The organism is Paenibacillus sp. FSL R5-0473 (assembly GCF_038004565.1).
In the GTDB taxonomy this organism is placed as follows: domain Bacteria; phylum Bacillota; class Bacilli; order Paenibacillales; family Paenibacillaceae; genus Paenibacillus; species Paenibacillus amylolyticus.
Genome location: NZ_JBBORL010000001.1, coordinates 4,564,828 through 4,586,147, shown reverse-complemented (window position 1 = coordinate 4,586,147; position 21,320 = coordinate 4,564,828). Strand labels below are relative to the sequence as shown.

Below are 21,320 nucleotides of genomic sequence, written 5' to 3'. Positions count from 1 at the left end.
TCTATACCGGATTGGGCACAAAATCGCCACCGCGGCATTGTTTCAAATATCGTAATGCATGCACCTGTCCGGTCATTTCAAGTTCGTCTTTGTAGACGGGATCATGCCAGCCTTCAATATCAATCGTGCCCTGATAACCGTTCTGACGCAGAATGGTGATAATGTCTGACCAGTTGTTATCCCCGAAGCCGGGTGTGCGGTGCCAGACAAATTCACGTGGGCCATGCACACCATATTCCTTGACAATATCCCAGGCAATCGTGGCATCTTTGCCATGTACGTGGAAGACTTTATGAGCCCATTTGCGTAGCTGTGGAATAGGATCGATCAGGCTGGACATTTGATGGCAAGGCTCCCACTCCAAACCTACATTTTCATCCGGAACAGCATCAAACATCATCTCCCAGGCCGTTGGGTTATGGGCAATGTTCCAGTCACCTGTCTGCCAGGTGCCTCCCATATCACAGTTTTCAAAAGCAATCCGTACACCCCGGTCTGCTGCCCGGCGTGCCAGTTCACCAAATACTTGCTTGAACCGGGGGATGGACTCATTAATGGGTTGATCGGTCAGACGTCCGGTGAACCCGGAGACGATATCTGCACCAAAGAGCTGTGCATTATCGATCACTCGCTCCCAGCTCGCCAATGTATCGGCGTTGTCTCCGGCTCCGGTGAGCGGGTTACCAAATATACTTACCGCGGAAATGACGATACCTTGTTCGTCCACAATTTCACGGACACGTTTGGCTGTCTCTGCCAAGTCCAGATCACCAGTCGTTTGCCAGAAGGTCAGGTTAAATGATTCGAAGCCGTGTTGCATGATCTGCGGGATAACGCGGACGGCGTCCTGCCCGCCTACAAGGGTACCGATGCGTAATGATTTATTCATGGTTGTATTTCACTCCAATATTGGCTTATAGTACTTCGTGACACACTCATTATAGCCGTGGATTAACGGGATGGCTCTAAACAATCTTGTGTAATAATAGTCGGATCTTGTGAAGAGGGGGAAGAAGTCGTGCTGGATCTGAAAGCGCTTCACGAAAATACCCGAATTGACCATAAATCACATCCATTTCAGCTGTTCCAAAATCGGTGTTCAGATATGAAAGCTGAAGAATGCATTTTGTATTTGCATTGGCATGAACATTTTGAGCTGATTATCATGCGCAAGGGCAGTGCGCTGTTTCATATTGATAGCAAACCTTATGTGGTTCGAGCAGGTGAGGTCATCATCATTCCTGGAGGTACATTGCATGTCGGATATGCTCTGGATGAGGGGGATGTGCATTATGATTCCGTTGTGGTCAACCGTGCACTGTTCCATGATTTCACTCATGATCCTGTGCATGAGCAATATGTCGCGCCGTACTTGGAAGGAAGGGTGAGGTTTCCGGTCAAACCGGCAGAGGAAAACACAGCCTGCACAGGCTATTATTCTTTGTTAAATGAAGCTGTGGAGGAAATGGCGTTACAGCCCCCGGCTTATCAGCTCGTGGTGAAATCCAAGCTGCATGCCTTGTTCACCCTGCTTGCGCGAACCTTTATGCCGCAGCAGCTACCGGATAAAACGGTCGGATCGTATTTTCCAAACCGCGAACGTTTCAAACAGTTGATTGCACAGATTGAAGCGGACCCCACAGGTAAGATGTCTGTTACGGAAGCGGCAAGTCATGTGGGATTAAATGCGTATCACTTCTGCAAAATGTTCAAAAAGCTGACCGGACGTACCTTTGTGGAATACGTGAACGGGTGCAGGATGAGTGAGGCAGAGCAGCTGCTGCAAGGCAGTAGTCTGACCATTACAGAGATCGCCGCCAGAGTCGGCTGCGACAATGCCAACTATTTTACGAAGTTATACAAACAGTACAAGGGAGTAACTCCTTCTGGGGGGCGAATGAAGAAGCAAGTCTGAGTCACAAAAGTCCGCTGCTCATCGTCATGTATGCATTAAGCGGAGGGGATTGATGTACATGACAGAGCATCATAATGAGCCAGTATGGGATGTTATCATCATTGGAGCAGGCATTGCCGGTTTAACCGCCTCGATTTATCTGGCCCGTGCAGGAAAGACTGTACTGTTGCTCGACAAAGGGGTAAAGCTCGGAGGACGCGCTATCTCAAATGAGATTGAGGGAGCACGCGTGAACTTGGGGGCTCATGCTCTCAGTAAAGCAGCGTTGCCCATTCTCCATGAGGTAGGCGTCACACCTATCGGATCAGTACCGAAACCGCCAGATACATTGGTGTTTGAAGGAACAAACGGCGGGAATAAGACAATTTCCCTAGCACAGCTCTTGCTCGGATCGTATTTGAAATGGAGAGAGAAGTGCCAGCTTCTTCGGTTCTACAGTTCTCTCCGAAAGGTAGATACATCCGTTTTGCATAACGTTAGTTTGCAGACTTACCTGGAAACCCTGGTATCCAGTCCACGTGTACGTAGTGTCGTATTTGCGCTTGTTCGTTTGAGCACCTATTGCGATGCTCCTGATCAGGTAAGTGCTGGGGCCGTCATTGAACAACTCAAACAGAACCAAGTATTGTATATAGATGGAGGTTGGCAATTCCTCGTTAGTCGGCTCACAGAACAAGCTCAGCAGGCGGGTGTATCCATCCGCACAAGCTCGGTCGTACGAGAAATTGCCGGAAGGTATCCTCAGATGATGGTTTCCTTAAAAGATGGTTCACAGTTGACGACTCGCCACGTCTTATCAACGGCTGGCCCATTGGATACTTTAGCTCTGCTTAATCCTGCTCTTTCACCCATTGAAGCCAAACTGTATCACAAGTTAACTCCTGTTCGAGCCGCATGTCTGGATCTCGTCGTGTCCGGGATGCCTCAACCGAAAACAAAATTTGTTTTAGGCGTAAATCATCCTTGGTACTACTCCAACCATTCCGCTGCGGCCTCCTTATCAGAGAACCCTGTATATGAAGTTGTGCATGTGATGAAGTATTTGTCGGAATCATCAAAATCGGATCCAAGGCAGGATGAAGACGAACTAAAGGGCTTTCTCGATTTGATTCAGCCGGGGTGGCGCGAGCATATCATTAAGCAGCGGTTTCTTCCACGAATGCTTGTCTCACATGGCAGTGTCACAGCTGAGAACGGAGGTCTCTCGGGTAGACCTGGATCTGAGATCACAGGAAGACCGGGGCTCTATGTTGCTGGCGATTGGGTAGGGGATGAAGGGATGCTGATTAATGCCTCTCTGGCGAGCGCAAAACGGGCTGCTCAAATGATAATAGAAGGTAGAGGAATAGATAAGGAAGGAATACATTATGGAGATTGAATTGGTATACAGGACATATAGACCCCTTCTTCTTTCTATCGCATATCGTATGCTGGGATCTGTCATTCATGCTGAGGATGTGGTTCAGGACGCATTTGTAACAGTACAGCAGCAAGGTATTCATAAAGAGGGTAGCTCTGTTCGGAACCTGAAAGCATACTTATGCAAAATGGTAACTAACCGTTGTCTCGATTACTTGAAATCAACACGTAAAAAAAGGGAACTATACGTCGGGACATGGCTGCCGGAACCTCTGGTGCAAAATTATAAGGCTTCTCGAGAATCCGTTTCAGCGGTGGAACATGATCCACTTCAAACGATTGAACTGGAAGATACGATTTCGTACGCCTTCCTGGTCATGCTTGATCGGCTAACCCCAATTGAGCGCGCGGTATTTATTCTGCGAGAAGCTTTTGAATTTGATTATGGCGATATAGCAGACTTCTTGAACAAGACGGAGGTCGGCTGCCGGAAAATATACAGTCGTCTTAAACGTAAAATCCAGGACGAGCCGGAAGTCGAGTTGACTCCCAGCGTTCAGTCCGAGCAGCTTGCGCTTCGTTTCCTCCAAGCCACGTCGAGTGGAGACATGGGAGGACTATTAAAAATGCTTTCCCACGATGTCGCCTTGTACAGTGATGGTGGTGGTAAAGTTGTGGCAGCAATTAAACCCGTTACATCAAGCCAGCGGGTGCTAGCGTTCATTCAAGGGCTCTTATCCAAAGGGGACAGCGCTGGTATTGTACGTCTGGTCAAGGTCAATGGACAACTAGGATTTGTATTAAGCAGCCCCTCTGAGGCATTCCCGACTGTGGTCAGCCTAGCTTTTAGAAACGATTGTGTTGAGCGGATCTATATCTTGCGTAACCCGGATAAGCTGCAACATCTGAATTTAGGTTAAAGTGAAGTGAATTTGGATACTCATTTCATAAATCTGGAGAACAGACGATTGGCTTTCTTGGCGAGGTCGTCCATTTTGACGTTGGCATGATCGAACTGATTGTATCCCCATTTGATCGTTTGCAGCATGCGTGGAGATATGGGCGTTCCTTTGATCCGTGGATAGATGTTGTGATAAGCCCAGACAAGATGCTCCCAGCGATTGTCATTGCCGTCCTGGATATACTCGGATACGTCAATCACTTTCCCGCGTCCATCCTGAAGTATTACATTTTTCAGATGAATGTCGCGAGGGTTCAACCCGCGGCTGCGAACGGCTTCTCGCGCTGCGTCCACATCGAGCATTACCTGCTCGGGGACAGGGATTCCTTTTTCCAAACATTCCAGCAAGGTATCCCCGGGTTCAAAACTGATCACGAGTACATTCCGGCCGCTGCCGTAATAGGTAGGGAAGTATGGCAGACCTTTGAGCTGTTCGTATACCTGTTTTTCATTTTCGAGTTTGTCCAAGGCATGATCCGAGTACATCTTGAAGGCATACTGCGGCAAGCCGTCATACGTAAATACAGCCGCATCCGTACCTGTGCCAATGCAATTCAATCCTTCTACATCGCCGATGATGTTCACGAGCTCATTCCGGTCGCTTCCGATGACTTGGATCTGTTGTAATGCTTCTTCCGCCTGGAACCAATCCGGTCGATTCATGGGTGGTGCCTCCTTTTAGGATATGCCTGTACAATTTTTTTTCATATAATCATTTTCTAACGAACCGAGTAAGTCTTATTTCACGTAAATCGGCAGATCTGAAAATGTAACGAATCAGAGACGCGCTATTGGCTCATTTGCTCGCAGTAAACATGTTCTCCAACCGAAATAAGACTAATTAGCTTGTCTGGGGTTCGTTAAGTTCCGTAAAACCTCATGATCCACGTGATAAGGTGTGTGAGATTCGTTAGCGCCGGGCCTGCACTGGGCCCGCACTGTCCCCGGGCTAGACCCGTACTAGCATCCAGGTCCCGGATTCGTGCCCTCTATAGAGTATATTATGCGTTCTGCTCCGCAATTTCATCTTTTGGTGATGTTACTATATAAACGATACGGATCGAATCGGAAACGGTTGCGTCAGAAGAAAATAACGGAAGCACGCTTGCGGCAATGTTGCCCGGGCTTTATACTGTGAGCATTAAGGGATCTCATGCAGATCCGGCATACAGAAAGGCAGATTACTTATGGCACAATACCCGCAGTGGTCTTATTCGCAGTCGCGGGCGAGTATGTTCGATGAGTGCCTGCGCAAATATTATTATCATTATTACGGTGCCCATAACGGTTGGAAGACAGACTCTGCTGATGAGATGCAGGTTCGTCTGTACCGTCTGAAGCAGCTCAGCAATCTGTATCTTGTCTTCGGGGATCTCGCGCATCGGATGTGTGAGTCGGCGGTACGTAGCAGGGAAGAGGGCAAAGATAAACCGCGTGAACACTTCCTGGAACAGACGATACGCAAGTTGCTGAATCAGGCGTATGTGGAATCCATGGACGCGGATCAGTGGCGACGGAACCCCAAGAATCGCACGATGTTGTCCGAGATCTATTACGGGGATGATACGTTGAATGACCGGATCGCCACGATTAAGGAACGGGCTTCGGCCTGTGTCGGTAACCTGTACCAGACGCTTACGTGGGAGGACTTGTCCCGAGCAAGTACGGACATTCTGGAGATCGAGAAATGGGATACCATGATGCTGCACGATACACGTGTGTATGTGAAGATGGACTTATTGTATCGACGCAGTAACGGCAATATTGTTATTGTGGACTGGAAGACGGGCAAAGAAGATGACTTCTCCGATCAGCTAATGCTGTACGCGTCCTATGTAAGGGAGCACTACCGAATTCCTTTGGAGCAGATTGAGCTTCGTGTGGAGTACTTGTTAACCGGAAAACACCGGGAGTTTACAGCCACAGAAGATGATATCCGGAAGGTGGAGGAGAGCGTGGGGCGTTACATTGAGGAGATGCGATCCTGCGTGGAGGATGAGTATCATAACCGTCCCAAGGACGTCACCTACTTCACAGCGATGCCATCGCACCGGTCCTGCCGGGATTGCAACTTCCGCGAAGTGTGCAGTGAGCGAGCGGTTTGAAGCACCAAAACCGGAGGAACCAAAAGGCCTTATACCAACCAACGGGTTATCCTATATGTGAAAAAAATCAAGAAGCGCAAGCCGGGAACATTACCTGCCCGACTTGCGCTTCTATTGCGTCCCACAGGCCTGGCGACTAGGCGCCGGATGGAACGATCATATCAAGATTACTGGACAGCGGCGGTATTCTCCAGCGCCTGACCCGCAGGAACATAGGCATGCCCGAGATCCCGGGCAACCGCCTCATACGTGATGTGTCCATTCAGCACGTTAACCGCGCTGCGAATGGACGAACTGCCGCGAATCGCGGCGGCTGCACCGTGGTTCGCCAGTTGCAGCGCATAAGGCATGGTGGCGTTGGTCAGCGCCACCGTGGACGTACGCGGCACGGCGCCCGGCATGTTCGCCACCGCGTAGTGCACGACGCCATGTTTCACATAGGTCGGTTCATCGTGGGTTGTGATATGATCAATGGTCTCAACGATCCCGCCCTGATCAATCGCGACATCCACTATGACCGAACCCGGTGCCATCGTCTTCACCACCTGCTCGCTGACAAGCGTTGGCGCCTTGGCGCCCGGAATCAGCACCGCACAGATCAACAGATCTGCCGCCGCAACAGCTGTTGCGATGTTGGACGGGCTGGATACCAGCGTGTGGATCTGATTGCCGAAGATATCATCCAATTGGCGCAGTCGATTCAGATTCAGGTCAAGGATGGTCACATCGGCGCCAAGACCAATAGCAATTTTGGCTGCATTTGTTCCCACCGTTCCGCCACCAATAATGATTACTTTCCCCCGACTGACGCCGGGTACACCTGACAACAGAATGCCCTTGCCACCTTCTGTTTTCTCCAGTAGCTGTGCTCCGATCTGGGAGGCCATGCGGCCTGCAACTTCACTCATAGGGGTGAGCAGGGGGAGAGCGCTGTTGACCTCCAACGTCTCATACGCAATAGCCGTTACCCGACTCTTTATAAGGGCTTTGGCAAGCTCCGGTTCCGCTGCGAGGTGCAGGTAGGTGAACAGAATCAGTCCCGGACGAAAATATCCATATTCACTGGCAAGTGGTTCTTTCACCTTGATGATCATATCGGCTTCGGTCCACACGGACTTGGCATCCATCCGAATCTCGGCGCCCACAGTTTGATATTCATGATCCGTGAATCCACTGCCGATCCCCGCGCCTTGTTCAATCAGTACCTGGTGACCGGCTCTGATGAAATCAGCAGCCCCGGCCGGAGTCATTGCTACACGATTCTCATTATTCTTGATTTCTTTGGGAATTCCGATTCTCATCACCATGCACCTCGTCCATTTATTGGTTGTTAGCTTATACTACAAGTTTATGACTTGGATAATCGTTTTGCACCTTACTTGATGTCTAATCTTTAGAAATTGAACTCAACATATTGTCGAAAAAGACTGTTCAGGACATTTGTCCATGGATTATAATGTAAGAAAAAATAACACGAAGAGGGATCGCCATTGCGAAATGACCGTGTGTTTACGATCAAAGATATCCTTGCACGTCCGGTATTTGGCCGAGCACGACTAGCGGCAGGGAAGGATGGAGTGAACCGTCAGGTTGGCTGGGTTCATGTATTGGAGATTACCAATGTATCTCCATTCGTAAGCCCCCATGATCTTATTTTATCCACTGGACTTTGGCTTCAATCGGAAGAAGGGCGCGAAGAGTATCTGCTTCAGCTCATTGGCAGTGAGGCAGCCGGGCTGTGTGTGGAGTTTGGTACCAGCATATTCGGAATCCCGGAAGAACTGATTGAACTGGCGGACAGACACCAGTTTCCGCTAATCGTATTTGAGCAACCGGTCCGTTTTGTCGAGATTACACAGGATATTCACTCTCTACTCATTAATCATCAGCACCAACTGCTGAAAAGTCTGGAAGCCTACTCCCGCCAGCTTCAGCAGCGTACATTACAGAGTACGGATATGTCTGCTGTGCTGAACCTGCTGCATGAGTATGCTGCCAAACCGGTGGTGTACATTTCGTCCATGGAGCCGGGCAGTTTTGTGCCCGAACTTGTTCCGGAGATGGAACAGGCCATCTATACCTGGTATGAGCAGGAGGTAGAACATCTGGATTTGAATGATTCAGATACCGAATTATGGTTCCACATAGACGAAGAGAAGGCTCTGTTGTGTCATCCGGTCGTCTGTTTTGGCCAGGTATTTTCGGCTGTAGGCATGATTGTGCATCCCGCAGCTCCAGTCGAATATCTCAAGCTGTTGCTCGACTATTCAGCGAAGGCAGCGGCAGCGCTCACGCTTCGCTCCCAGTTTCTTGAAGAGAAGATGGTCCGCAATCAGAACGAGCTGATCCAGGATCTGATGAATGGCAACATCCATCAGGAGGAGCAGGCCCAGACCCGAATGGGACTTCGTTTGCTGGTGAAGGGACAGTACTGGTTTGCGGGAGGGGTCATCGAGATTGAGCATCGATTGAAGGGTACGGGCCGGGAGAGGATGGAAGCGAATCATCAGGATGTTCTTGTCCTGCTTCGTTCCCTGCTCAAGAAGAACAATCTGCCTAGCCTGATTATGCTGAAGAACAACCAGGTATATCTGTGCTGTGCGAAGGAAGCGGTTACGGCCGCTGCACGTCATCAACTGCTGCGATTGCTGGAAGGAATCGCCCTGGATGTGAAGCGGTTTGCCAGCCGCAACTTGAACCAGGTTATGATTCATGTAGGATTTGGCAAGTTTCGCAGCCGTTTGACCAGTCTGCCGGAGAGCCTTCAGGAGGCCTATCAGGTGATCGAAGTTTCGAGATCGGTAGATTCGATGGAACATGTTCACTTTTACGAACGTATGGGTATATATCAAATGTTAAAGGCATTACCCCAATCCTTCCTGCAACCCTTTGTCCAGGATCACCTGGGTATGTTGATTGAACATGACCAAACGCATCACCTGCGATTGGTAGAGACGTTGGATGCCTACTTGCAGAACTTTGGTTCCAAACGGGATGCGGCCGCCCAGTTATTTATTCATCGGCAAACGTTGTACAACAGACTGGAGAAGCTGGAAGAACTGATGGGTCCAGGTTACATGGATCAAGGGAGAAGAATCTGTCTGGAGATGGCGCTGCTCGCGCACGTGATGATTGAGAATGGACAGTGGCAATCCTCTTGATGAGGTGAAAGGGATGCAACACAGACTGTGCATCGACCTTACACTACCTTGAGCACAGTCTAGCAGTTTTTACTAATCCGCCGGGTGTGTCGTAATGAAGTAGGCAGGCGTTGCAGAGTGGAAGTGGAGCGTCGGCCCCGATAAAGCTTCGTTTGACCGGAGGAAGGTGCCAGTGATAATGAAGAAGGAGCAGCCAGCCGATACGGGGGTGACGACCGGTCGGGACGTCCTTCCTGTCCTGCTTCATTGTCCTCCATTGAAATGCCACTTTGGTGCAGCCATTCATTAAGTCGTTTAGGATTGATTCCAAGTTGTCCGCTCAGATTACAGATATCGAGGTTTATTCTCACACAAATCCGCCTTTCCTGGAATATCGGGCTGGTAGTAGGGTATGAAAGGGAAGCATGAATTCGAGATCGGTAAATGCTCATGTACATGTTGGCTGTGCTTGATTGGCGGAATGATCCATTATGTTAAGAAGTAGCGCGGAGGGGTCTATGTATACCTTGTAAGAACGTTTCCATGTCCGCTGTTTTGAATATTTACTATAAATTGGCTTTTAACAAGATTCTATCACTTCACATGCAATTGCGCGTCTCAATATAGTCTCAATTTTGTGAGAGAAAAAAGTATATTAAAAGTACCAGTATCTAGTACGGAGGACATATATGGGAAACAGTAGTGAGGCTCAATACGACAAATATGTTGAGGATGGCAAACGTTTCATTGGTCGAACCAAGGAACTGACGACACTGGAGCGGTGGTTCAATCATCCGGAAGCGCCACTGACCATATTTTCAATTACGGGTATGGGAGGCATCGGTAAATCTTCTTTGCTTTCAGAGATGTTATCCGTATCTCGTGATCAAGGTGCGACGGCAATATGGATGGATGGCCGATCATGCGGCGCAACGCCTTCCGTTTTTATGGAATATTTGTCCTCTACGTTGGAGTTGGAAACACTGGATAATGACGGATATCCGCGACCACTGAGCTTGCTGAAAGACACTTCGGTCGAGAAGCGATTGGTCCTGGCAGTGGATAATTATGAAGAACTCGCACTGCTGGAAAGTTGGTTCATGGAAGTCTTCATATCCAAACTTCCGTTAAGAGGGATACTTGTCATTCTGGCATCACGCCCAGAACTTGCATCCGCCTGGCGGACACATCCCCGATTGCATCAGCGGTTTGTACAGATGCAGCTTCAACATTTTACCGTCGAAGAGATTTCGGAGTATATCTCGGTTGCGGGCTCTCTGAATCAGGGGATGGCAGGTACTATTACGAGAATGACCGATGGACATCCGCTGGGTTTGGCGCTTGCTGTGGAAGCTGCGGATCAGAGACGGAATCTTCCCCATGCCGAATGGGCTGAACTGTCGCATATGATTAGTGCCCGATTGCTGTTGGAACTGACGATTCCTCGTCTGCATCCCATGGTGGAGGTGTTAACCCTGCTTGGAACAGCAAATCAGGAATTGTTATCATCTGTACTGGATATAACTGTGACCCAAGAAGAGTACCACATGCTGAGACAGATGTCGTTTATTCGTTCCGGCCCGGATGGTCTTGCCCTGCATGACATGGGCAGGGTGCATCTGCTACGGGATTTGCGCCAACGTGAGCCGCATCGGTTGCAGACGATGCGTATCCAAATCGCGAAGTTGCTTAAACCGCTACATGAACAGGCAGGTTCGCATGAGCGCCGCCAGATTGCCCGGAAGATGTTGTTGCTCTGTCAGGAGTCCATGCTTCAATTCCGCAAGTACGCGGATGTGTCCCGTGATTCCTTGTTCTCCCCTCTTGAAACGATGAAACAAGAGGATCTGCCTTCGCTGCACAGGCTGTTACAACAATGGTGTGAATACAGCGTGGCACCAGATCAGGCCGTGTTCTATGGCCCGTTCCTGGATGAGCTGGCGCACCGTTATCCCGAAGGGATCGTATTGATGCGTGACCAGCTTGGAGAGCCGATCGCCATGTTCATTACAGTGCTAGTACATAGGGAAAGTAGCGGGCTGCTACTGAAGCATTTTCCAAATGAGATGAATGAATGCTTCACACCACAGGAGCTTGGCAATGATCCGGATCAAAGTGATACTCACTTTGCTTTGCTGGCTGCGGCAAGAGATGACGTGCCTGGTTACACACGAGAAGAACTGGTGGGGTATATGGCACTGGACCGACTGTCTCTGTTGGGTGATGGTGCGAGAGTGATATTGATTGCAACGAATCCTCATCTGAAGTTGTTCCTGCTGAGTATTGGCTTTCAGATGCGGAGAACCCGAACCCGTGCTTGTGACAGATATGAGGACCCGGCAGATGTGCTTGATTTGGATTTGCGTAGTGGGCAATTCGGAGCGTGGGTTATGTCCCTGCTTGATCCTGAATGGCAAGATGATCGGATACAGCCAGGAACAACGGTGCGGGAGCGGACATCCTGGTCGGAACAGGAGGTTCGCAAGATGCTAGGGCACCTTCGTTCTCCAGGAGAATTGCATGAATATGCTGGCAGGGTTGCAGGAGCCAGGGATGGGATCCAATTACAGCTGTATGTCATGGATCTGCTGGAAGGCAGAGTACATGGTCTATCTCCACAGGATCAGATGCTGTTATACGCGGCCTACTGGACGCATGCTGGCAATCCAACTGCCGCAGCCCAGACGTGTTCCATGAGTCGGGCGACATTCTATCGCCATCTCAGAACAGCGCTGACTCGCTTGGCGCGGATTTTGTAGGGTTCTATTCACTCATCATACGGATAATAACGACAAGAAGAGGCTGGTCATAGACCAAGCCTCTTCATGCGATTATAGAGCGTTGCCCTGGAGATGCCAAGTTGCTTGGCCAGTGTTCGTTTGTTGCCACCTGCTGCTTTCAGATATTGAATTAGAAGCTGCGCCTCATAGGTTTCCAATTTTTGCTGGTAGGTAACACCTGAGACAAGTTCGGAATCATCCGAGGGATCTAATTCGTCCACATTTGCAACGGATCGAGGTTCTTTTTCTGGTTCTGCTCCCGCCGAATCCTGACGTTGCTGATTTTCGTTGTTGGCATATGAATGAATTCCGGATGTCAGTTGAACTTCGGACTGTTCTTGCATGATGAGGGAAGTGAGGGTATCGGGCAGATATTCCTGCTTCACCTCACCATCTGTCGTCAGAATGGTCAGGCGTTCGATCACATTTCGTAATTCACGCACATTGCCTGGCCAATCATATTGGAACAGCAACTTGAACACTTCAGGTGGAACCAACTCAATATGACGGTTATAGAGCAATGAGAATTCTTGAAGGAACGTCTGGGTTAATTCATATATATCTTCCTTGCGCATACGCAGAGGAGGGATGACTAGGTTAATGACATTCAGCCGATAGTAGAGATCTTCTCGGAATTGATTACGGGCAATCATACTCATTAGATTCTGGTTGGTTGCTGCGATAATCCGGCAGTCGGCCTGTTTCATACGCGTTCCCCCCACAGGAAAGTAACTTTTCTCCTGCAACACCCGAAGCAGTTTCACTTGCAATTCCAATGGCATCTCACCGATCTCATCCAGAAAAAGAGTACCCCCTTCGGCAAGCTCAATCTTGCCCTTTTTTCCTTTGGGATCTGCTCCGGAGAAGGCACCTTTTTCGTAGCCGAACAACTCACTTTCAAACAAGGAAGCAGGGATTGCCCCACAGTTAATAGCGATGAACGGTGCAGTCTGCAATTCACGGAGATCATGAATGGCTTTGGCGAATAACTCCTTGCCTGTGCCGCTCTCCCCGAGAATAAGTACGGTTGCTGAGGTGGTACTGATCTTGCGAATGGTCTCCATGCACTGTTTGATGACCGGGCTGCTGCCCTTGATTCTGGCAAATGGATCTAATTCGGGACGTAGCCGAGCAACGGCTTTCTCCAGGTGCTGGACTTTGGAGGTCATATGTAATAGTTCCTGATGTAATCGGATTTCGGTTGTTATATCCACTTCGGCAGCAACTGCACCCACAATATGTCCATCCAGTTGGACAGGACGAGCATTAATCAGGGCGAAGAGGTCGGGCCGTGGCTGATGCTGTTTGCGGTAGACCGTTTCACCGGTATACAACGTTTTGAGAGACTGTAGCCGATCTGGAGGGAAAAAGTCCGCCGCGGGTTGTCCGATAATATCATTTTTGCTGATCGAAAAAACATGCTCCGCGCCAGTTGTCCAGTAGGCCACTTTGGCATCTTCATTAATTAATGTCAGAGCTGAACCCGCTGTCTCCAGTGTGGTCTCAAAATAAGCTTCTATTAGGCGATGCGCATGCATCATGGCATGTAAAACATCGGATACGGCGATATATCCCAATAGAGGGCCATCATCCTGAATGAATAAATAAGAAGATGTGTCGAATAAGCAGAAGGCATCTACCAACGATGTTGATGACGGAATGGTAAGTGTGGGGAGGTCTGTATCCAGAACATCCATATCCGTACGCAATAAAGACATTAATTCTGGAAGTAAATGTTTCATCGATATCACCTCAGTTAGGGCATAACTTTCAGAACTGTACCTGTTACAAGGAACTTTTATGATCGGAGTAAATGGAAATATTTGAGTGAGATAGTTATCCATATTATAGCTTTCAAAGTGAAGTGTGTATAGATTTTTTGACATGAATCATACATAAGACAATCGGAAATAGTGGTTAATTTTGTTTTGTACAACTAGAATACGCTCTCAATCTGAAGCGAAAGTGAAGCATTCATGAACATGACAGTATCAGTTCGTTAATCTCAACACATTCACTGGGCAGGTTAAGTGATTCTATATGTTGACTCTCAATTTGTCCACACCATTAAGTATCGTCTGAATAATACTATACCAAGGACTGAAATGAATGAATTCAATCGAAGGAGGGTGATGAAATGGCGATTCTATCAACTGGGCCCATTGAGAATAATATTTCAGGAATAACGGGGATCCGACCAACTCAATCCGTTACGGTCAAAATCGATAACCGGAATGCGACAGATGTGTTCACAGTGCTTCTTCGGGGCTATTACCTTAATGGAGTCAGAACATTATATGTAGAAGAACTGCTCAATGTATCACCTAATCAGGTCATAACCAAAGTTTATAATGGGAATTTTGATGCTTTTGAGTTTGTATTTTCAACCTCAGACACGGCTGCTCCAGAAGCACAAATATCCGTATGGGGTAAAAATGCCGCAGGCGAATTAGTCGCGGCTCACCGATTGGTATCCCAGGAGTTATTGGGAGAAACGCTGAGCACAACGGGTGTAACTGGAGCCACTGGAGCCACGGGTATTACGGGAGTAACAGGAGGCACCGGAGCTACTGGAGTGACAGGAGCTACGGGAGTAACGGGAGGCACTGGGACCACCGGAGTAACAGGAGCCACGGGCGTTACGGGAGTAACGGGAAGCACCGGGGTCACCGGAGTAACAGGAGCGACGGGCGTTACGGGAGCAACGGGAAGCACCGGGGCTACTGGAGTGACAGGAGCCACTGGTGTTACGGGAGCAACGGGAAGCACCGGGGCTACTGGAGTGACAGGAGCAACGGGCGTTACAGGGGCCACCGGAATAACAGGAGCCACGGGTATTACGGGAGTAACGGGAAGCACTGGAGCTACTGGAGTGACAGGAGTGACAGGAGCGACTGGTGTTACAGGAGCAACGGGAAGTATCGGGGCTACCGGAGTGACAGGAGCCACGGGCATTTCTGGAGTAACGGGAAGCACTGGAGCTACTGGAGTGACAGGAGCGACTGGTGTTACAGGAGCAACGGGAAGTACCGGGGCTACCGGAGTAACAGGAGCCACTGGAGCAACCGGTACAGCAGGGCAAGGGTTGTCCTCTTATGCCTATATTTTTAATACTTCAGCTCAAACTGTAGCTATTGAAGCGGATGTAATCTTCGACAGCAACCAAAATCTTACTAATATTACTCATGCGCCCAATACCGCTGCGATTATTATTGGTAATGCCGGGGACTATGCGGTGTTTTTCAACGTTGCAGGTGTGCAGGCAAACCAATTCACCCTTTATCAAAACGGAGCCCCTGTAGGTGGCAGTGTCTATGGTTCAGGAGCTGGGACTCAACCGAATCCAGGCATGGTCATTATTACGGCTGCTCCCGGTGATGTGCTGACATTGCGGAATCATTCCAGTGCATCCGCTGTTGATCTGCAAACCCTGGTGGGCGGATCACAGATCAATGCCAATGCCTCTATCCTTATTCAACAATTAAGTGGTTAACTTTTAAATAATAAATGGGTGTGTCCAGAAAAATAGACATTTAAAATTGTGGTTCTATCTCATAATTAGTGGTTGACAGTCTTCGGGCGCAAATCATGGGAAGTTCTCACTTTAATAATTTTCGCATTAAAAGAGTCATAATATAAAGTCTAGCCACTCAAAAAGAGAGGCTAGACTTTAGCTTAATTAATAGTTAAGTTCTCTCATTAAAAACATTATTACCGCCTATGATTCCTGTAGATCTCATAATCATCCTCTAGAACGCTGAAGTTCGTTAAACTTTGCATTTTTGTTTATCGCTTTAATATGCGGTGGGGGCGTTAGCGCTTGGAGCCAGAGAGCCCCTTTTCGTTATTGTATAACTCTGCTACAGCCTTGGTTTAAATGCATCTCGATGTTCTCTCAGGAATGCATCAAGTGAGCGCGGTGCTCTGCCAAGCAAGCGTTGAACCATATCCGTCGGCTTCTCTGGCACAACGGTAGACATCGTCTGAATTTCCACAACGTGGTCTGCAAGCCAAGGAGGCATCTGTCCATGTTCGATCAGATCCGTTCGAAGCTCCTCGGGTTTGAGGTTGAGGAATCCGATCGGTCGATTGAACAGGGTGGACATTTTATCTGCAATCTGTGCATAAGTGAATGCTTCGGAACCGGTAAGCGTATAGATGCGGTTCACTGGTTTGTCTCTAGTCAGAACTTCTGTAGCAATATCTGCGATGTCTCGGCAATCGATGAAGTTGCACGGGGAATCTCCAATGCAGCCGAAGAATACATCTCGGGTTGTAATGGTTGGTGCAAGTCGGAGCAGATTTTGCATAAAAGCATAGGGCCGCAGCATCGTATATGTCATCCCGGATTTCACTAGAGCTTGCTCGATTTGTTCATGCCAGCCTGCTACAGCTACTGGTGAACGTTCGTCATATGCTGGGCTGGATATTTTGACGACATGTTTCACTCCCTCTTGCACAGCCATCTGAATAATGGATGTCTCTAGTTCCACTTGTTTAGGGGTGTTGGATAACGCTAGAAATAGTTGACTGGTACCCTCCAAAGCTCTGCGCATCGATTCGGAATCATTTGCATCGGCAGCACAGATTTCAATCCCGGACAACGACAAGTCCGCCATTTGTTGACGAAGCTTATCCGGCTTTCTACTTACTGCCCGAACGGGAATATCTCTTTTCATCAAACGTCTCAAAAGTGCATTTCCAATCATGCCTGTTGCTCCAATAATAGTAATCATGTTTCAATCTCTCCTTATAATGAACTTGTTTATTTGATAATGTAAGCTCGCCAGCGCCATGTCATGATCGTACAAGCTATTGCACCGGACAATGGAAAATCGAACCCAATATGATCCAACCAAGCCCATGAAGAACTCGGGTTTACGATCTGCAATACATTAGAAATCCCCCACGCCGCCACCAAGCCAAACCCTGCGCCTGCAAGTGCCAAGCAGCCCACGACAACGATTCGGGGTGCTTTCGCCACCCACTGTGTGCGGTTCTTACGGTTACGAAGCCAGAGTCCGGCCCATAGAGCCATAAGTAGAGACGCCCCTCCAATCGTTGTTAAAGCTCGTAACTGAAGGACTTTATCAGCGGTAACGATTCCCCCGATGCTTGCCATGATGGCAGGAGACAAGTAGGCCGGGATTAATTCACGCCACAGCACAAAAGGTTTTGGGGGAGGATTAGCGGCTCGGTTTGGATAAGCTTCCTCGGAATGAATGGGGTCATTAAGGTTAACCATATCACTACTCCTTTTTTGTTTAGAAATCACTGATTTGCTTTCATTTATATATAATTAGGAGCCTAACTATATGGGGATGAAAATGGGCTAGTTGAACTAGCCCGGTTTACCTTTCTTCGTTATGCTCCTAGGATTTTGGTTCGGACAAGTCGTGTGACTCATCTGTAAGTGCAGCAATACCTTGTGTTACACGCCCCAGCAGGTTGAGAAACACACTCCTTTCCTCGATCGTAAGTAATCCGACCATCGCTTCCAGTCTAGCAAAATGTTCAGCAGCCATATCCGTTAGTTTCTTCGCACCTTTGGCGGTCAAAATGACTGACTTCTGACGACCATCAACGGAACTCGTCCGACGAGCAACCAGTCCGTCACGTTCTAAAATCTCGATTAGACCAGTTACGGTAGCACGGGTTACACCCAGATTTTCCGCCAGTTGGGAGGGCAGTTCTTCTCCTTCATGATCTTCAAGATCTGCCAACAGACGATATCGACCTGTCGATAAACCGAATCTGGAGAAATGGATTTCCGCAGCATGCCCAAGTTTGGCTCCTGCTACCATCAGTCTGGATGCGACAAGCACGGCTTGTGCATCCACGTCTAATTGATAGCGATCAACCTGACGCTTGGTTTGTACTAACGAAGGGATGAGGTACATATCAGTTGTTGATTTGTTTTGATTGTCCATACATATAGTATGGTGCCTAACTATATAGTTGTCAACTTTTGTTTAGACCATTCGTCAAGTTGGATGCTCTCGTAAAGTGTTCGTACAGAAAAAACCATGTGCCCAGAAAAAAAAGAGGAAACATGGTTTTCTTTTGTCTTTTTTCATATATATTGATCCAGCTGGCGAATAACTATCGGAACATATTCTTAACGACCATCCAGAGATTAGCCGGTTTTTCGGCCAAACGGCGGGTATAGTACGGATACCACATGGTGCCATAAGGTACGTAACAGCGAATGCGATAACCTTCTTTGGCGAGACGTTCCTGTTCGCTCATACGCAGACCATATAACATCTGGAATTCAAAGGCATCCGGCGAGATTCCCCGATCCTTGGCGTATTGTTTCGTCCAGTTAATAATGTGATCATCATGCGAGGCAACCGCAGTGTACACACCCTGATCGAGGTGATTACGAATCATCGTTTTGAATTGATGAATGACTTCAGAAGTATTCTGATAGGCGACTGATCCGGGTTCTTTGTAAGCACCTTTAACCAGACGAAGCCGGATGCCTTCCCGAATCATATCACGTGTATCTTCTTCGGTGCGATGCAGGTAGGCTTGCAATACTGTGCCTGTATTATGCAGTCCTTCCGAGTGCAGTCTTCGGACAATATCCAGCGTTGCTTGAGTAAATGGACTATCCTCCATATCAATTCGGACAAATAGATCATGCAATTTGGCTTGTGCGGCAACGGTACGGATATTTCGATAGCCCTCTTCCGGGTCGAGTGCGAGGCCCATTTGTGTCGGTTTCAGCGAGACGTTGGAGTCTGCCCCTTCACGTGCAATGCCTTCTACCAGTCGTACATACTCATCCCTGTACAATGCCGCTTCGCTCAGTCGGGTGATGCCTTCTCCAAGATGATCGAGCGTAGCCATAATGCCTTTATTATTGAGTATGCGGATCTCTTCGAGAGCTTCTTCCAAGGTGTTTCCTGCAATAAATTTGCCTGCCAGCTTCTTACCATATCTAATGGACAGGTTCTCTACAGCTTTGTTGCCTGCCACGGTTAATAAGGTTTTGCGATATATTTCCGTTCCTACACTCATTTTCGTTTCCTCCTTCAGCATTGTGCATCCTTAATTCAAGCAAGAAACGTGCCAGATTTGGCGATGGTCTACTATTTTTCATGAAAATTATCTATTTAAATTGAACTAAACATTTACACAAAACGGAGAGGACAGAAAGAACCTGAAGAAGCGGAGCGCTCGCCTTTATCCCCGGATTTTCCCTCTAAAAAAAGGAATCAAAAAAATCTGGGGATAACAGCGATTGGAAGGTTATTCTGTCATCGGAGCGGCCCGTGTGAATTTTCTATAGTTAATTTAACGAGAAAAATATTTCAGTCTCAACCGGAGTTGGCACGGATTTTGCTACATATATTTGGTGATGAGTAACATGCAAAATAATTCAGGCGAGCAGCCAGCGAATCCCACATCCTGAAGGAGGAATCATTGATGAATATCCCTTTTGTTAACGAACCATTCACACCCTTTGTAGTACAGGCGAACCAGGAAGCATTTGAAGACGCACTTCGTCAGGTAGAAGCTGAACTTGGGCAGGAGTACCCGATTATTATTGGTGGGCAAAAAATAACAAGCAGCCGCACGTTAACTTCCGTGAACCCCGCAGCCAAGAATCAAGTTGTTGGAACGATCCATCAGGCAGACCAGGAATTGGCCGAAAAGGCCATTCAGACAGCGGCGGAGACATTCCACACATGGAAACATACTGATCCGAATGAACGGGCTCGTTATCTATACAAAGCAGCTGCCATTATGCGCCGTCGCAAGCATGAATTCTCCGCATGGATGGTCTATGAAGCTGGCAAGACTTGGCCTGAAGCGGATGCGGATACATCGGAAGCCATTGATTTTATGGAATTCTATGCACGGGATATGCAGCGACTGAGTGAACCGCAGCCTCTCGTGCGGATTGCAGGGGAAGATAATGAACTGAGTTATATACCGCTGGGCGTTGGTGTTGTTATTCCACCTTGGAACTTCCCGCTGGCGATTATGGCAGGTATGACCTCTGCTGCACTGGTCTCCGGCAACACGGTGGTGTTAAAGCCAGCAAGTACAACTCCGGTGATTGCCGCCAAGTTTATGGAGCTGCTCGCAGAAGTTGGTCTGCCGGATGGCGTTGTGAACTTTTTACCAGGACCAGGCAGTGAAGTGGGTGATTATCTCGTGGATCATGCGCTCACCCGGTTTATCAGCTTCACCGGTTCCCGAGATGTGGGACTGCGAATTAATGAACGTGCAGCACGAACAGCTCCAGGTCAGAAGTGGATCAAACGGGTTATTGCAGAGATGGGCGGCAAGGATTCTATCGTAGTAGACAGTGACAGTGATCTGGAACTCGCGGCAGAGTCCATTACCGCTTCGGCATTTGGTTTCTCAGGCCAGAAATGTTCGGCGTGTTCCCGTGCCATTATTCATAAGGATGTATATGATGAAGTATTGCAAAAAGTGATTGAACGGACACAGAAACTGACGATGGGTAGTCCTCTTGAAGTTGGCAGTCAAGTTGGGCCGGTTATCGATGACAAGGCATATGCAAAGATCACGGAATATATTGAAATCGGCAAGGGTGAGGGGCGTCTTGTGCACGGTGGCGGTACAGGGAACGTTGAAGGTTATTTCATTGAACCAACCATAATTGCCGATGTGGACCCAAAAGCCCGGATTGCTCAGGATGAAATTTTTGGACCTGTGCTTGCGTTCATCAAAGCAGAATCTTTCCAGGATGCATTGGATATCGCCAATAATACAGACTATGGTCTGACCGGCGCGGTGATCTCACGTAATCGTGAACATCTGGAACAGGCAAGACGCGAATACTTTGCGGGTAATCTGTATTTCAACCGGAAATGTACCGGAGCACTGGTAGGCACACATCCATTTGGCGGATTTAACATGTCAGGCACGGATTCCAAGGCAGGTGGAAGAGACTATCTGCTGTTGTTTACCCAGGCGAAGCTGGTGTCGGAGAAATACTAGACAGAAACTCATAATCCAACTAAAAACTTCTTACATTCGCTTGAATAGTATGCTATTATCCCTGCAAATCCTTTTGTT

At 48.3% G+C, this 21,320-nt stretch carries 17 protein-coding genes; 8 read left to right on the top strand and 9 right to left on the bottom strand.

All coding sequences use genetic code 11. The features are described 5' to 3' along the window. Position 1 precedes the first annotated feature (1 nt). On the bottom strand, positions 2-889 hold the full coding sequence (locus MKY28_RS20210; protein WP_340936777.1) for a sugar phosphate isomerase/epimerase family protein: 888 nt from the start codon (positions 887-889) through the stop codon (positions 2-4). A 129-nt stretch (positions 890-1,018) separates the two neighbouring features. Here MKY28_RS20210 and MKY28_RS20205 point away from each other — a divergent pair, with 129 nt between their 5' ends. Genes MKY28_RS20205 through sigJ form a run of 3 tightly spaced genes read left to right on the top strand, consistent with a single transcriptional unit; the run spans position 1,019 to position 4,194 of the window. After that, the gene (locus tag MKY28_RS20205) at positions 1,019-1,915 is read left to right on the top strand and encodes a helix-turn-helix transcriptional regulator (RefSeq protein WP_127547151.1); all 897 of its coding nucleotides are present in this window, start codon (positions 1,019-1,021) and stop codon (positions 1,913-1,915) included. Positions 1,916-1,973: 58 nt separating this feature from the next. Beyond that, entirely contained in the window at positions 1,974-3,293 is a 1,320-nt protein-coding gene (locus tag MKY28_RS20200) for a phytoene desaturase family protein (RefSeq protein ID WP_340936775.1), read from the top strand. Then, positions 3,283-4,194 (top strand): RNA polymerase sigma factor SigJ, encoded by a 912-nt coding sequence (gene sigJ / locus MKY28_RS20195; protein ID WP_076329466.1) that lies wholly within the window; start codon positions 3,283-3,285, stop codon positions 4,192-4,194. The genes MKY28_RS20200 and sigJ overlap by 11 nt, the downstream gene beginning before the upstream one ends. A gap of 20 nt (positions 4,195-4,214) precedes the next feature. On the opposite strand, the gene MKY28_RS20190 is transcribed toward sigJ, so the two are convergent. Next, positions 4,215-4,898 carry a serine/threonine protein kinase gene (locus MKY28_RS20190; protein ID WP_076329467.1) on the bottom strand — a complete coding sequence of 228 codons (684 nt, stop codon included), beginning with the start codon at positions 4,896-4,898 and terminating at the stop codon, positions 4,215-4,217. A gap of 524 nt (positions 4,899-5,422) precedes the next feature. On the opposite strand from MKY28_RS20190, the gene MKY28_RS20185 reads away from it, so the two are divergent. Further along, the gene (locus MKY28_RS20185) at positions 5,423-6,340 is read left to right on the top strand and encodes a PD-(D/E)XK nuclease family protein (RefSeq protein WP_340936772.1); all 918 of its coding nucleotides are present in this window, start codon (positions 5,423-5,425) and stop codon (positions 6,338-6,340) included. A gap of 167 nt (positions 6,341-6,507) precedes the next feature. On the opposite strand, the gene ald is transcribed toward MKY28_RS20185, so the two are convergent. Continuing rightward, the gene (gene ald / locus MKY28_RS20180) at positions 6,508-7,641 is read right to left on the bottom strand and encodes an alanine dehydrogenase (RefSeq protein ID WP_100526899.1); all 1,134 of its coding nucleotides are present in this window, start codon (positions 7,639-7,641) and stop codon (positions 6,508-6,510) included. 189 nt (positions 7,642-7,830) lie between these two features. On the opposite strand from ald, the gene MKY28_RS20175 reads away from it, so the two are divergent. Continuing rightward, positions 7,831-9,501 (top strand): PucR family transcriptional regulator, encoded by a 1,671-nt coding sequence (locus MKY28_RS20175; RefSeq protein WP_100526900.1) that lies wholly within the window; start codon positions 7,831-7,833, stop codon positions 9,499-9,501. Positions 9,502-9,560: 59 nt separating this feature from the next. Here MKY28_RS20175 and MKY28_RS20170 read toward each other — a convergent pair whose 3' ends face one another. Then, on the bottom strand, positions 9,561-9,851 hold the full coding sequence (locus MKY28_RS20170) for a hypothetical protein (RefSeq protein ID WP_133120414.1): 291 nt from the start codon (positions 9,849-9,851) through the stop codon (positions 9,561-9,563). 318 nt (positions 9,852-10,169) lie between these two features. On the opposite strand from MKY28_RS20170, the gene MKY28_RS20165 reads away from it, so the two are divergent. Then, positions 10,170-12,239 carry an nSTAND1 domain-containing NTPase gene (locus MKY28_RS20165; protein WP_100526901.1) on the top strand — a complete coding sequence of 690 codons (2,070 nt, stop codon included), beginning with the start codon at positions 10,170-10,172 and terminating at the stop codon, positions 12,237-12,239. Between the two features lie 47 nt (positions 12,240-12,286). On the opposite strand, the gene MKY28_RS20160 is transcribed toward MKY28_RS20165, so the two are convergent. Continuing rightward, the gene (locus MKY28_RS20160; protein ID WP_100526902.1) at positions 12,287-14,002 is read right to left on the bottom strand and encodes a sigma-54 interaction domain-containing protein; all 1,716 of its coding nucleotides are present in this window, start codon (positions 14,000-14,002) and stop codon (positions 12,287-12,289) included. 395 nt (positions 14,003-14,397) lie between these two features. Between MKY28_RS20160 and MKY28_RS20155 the strand changes: the two genes are divergently transcribed. Further along, positions 14,398-15,753, top strand: coding sequence for a collagen-like protein (locus MKY28_RS20155; RefSeq protein WP_100526903.1), 1,356 nt, complete (start codon positions 14,398-14,400; stop codon positions 15,751-15,753). 367 nt (positions 15,754-16,120) lie between these two features. Here MKY28_RS20155 and MKY28_RS20150 read toward each other — a convergent pair whose 3' ends face one another. From MKY28_RS20150 to MKY28_RS20135, 4 genes are all read right to left on the bottom strand, one after another. Further along, positions 16,121-16,996: an SDR family oxidoreductase gene (locus tag MKY28_RS20150; RefSeq protein WP_100526904.1), complete on the bottom strand. Its 876-nt coding sequence runs from the start codon at positions 16,994-16,996 to the stop codon at positions 16,121-16,123. A gap of 29 nt (positions 16,997-17,025) precedes the next feature. Further along, positions 17,026-17,505, bottom strand: a complete 480-nt coding sequence (locus MKY28_RS20145; RefSeq protein WP_036672385.1) for a hypothetical protein — start codon at positions 17,503-17,505, stop codon at positions 17,026-17,028. A 127-nt stretch (positions 17,506-17,632) separates the two neighbouring features. Beyond that, the gene (locus tag MKY28_RS20140; protein WP_051449834.1) at positions 17,633-18,190 is read right to left on the bottom strand and encodes a MarR family winged helix-turn-helix transcriptional regulator; all 558 of its coding nucleotides are present in this window, start codon (positions 18,188-18,190) and stop codon (positions 17,633-17,635) included. A 172-nt stretch (positions 18,191-18,362) separates the two neighbouring features. Continuing rightward, a complete protein-coding gene (locus MKY28_RS20135; RefSeq protein WP_340936769.1) occupies positions 18,363-19,286 on the bottom strand; it encodes a proline dehydrogenase family protein in 924 nt (307 codons plus the stop codon). Positions 19,287-19,694: 408 nt separating this feature from the next. On the opposite strand from MKY28_RS20135, the gene pruA reads away from it, so the two are divergent. Then, complete coding sequence (pruA, locus tag MKY28_RS20130) at positions 19,695-21,242, top strand: L-glutamate gamma-semialdehyde dehydrogenase (protein WP_340936768.1); 1,548 nt, start codon at positions 19,695-19,697, stop codon at positions 21,240-21,242. Positions 21,243-21,320: the final 78 nt, after the last annotated feature.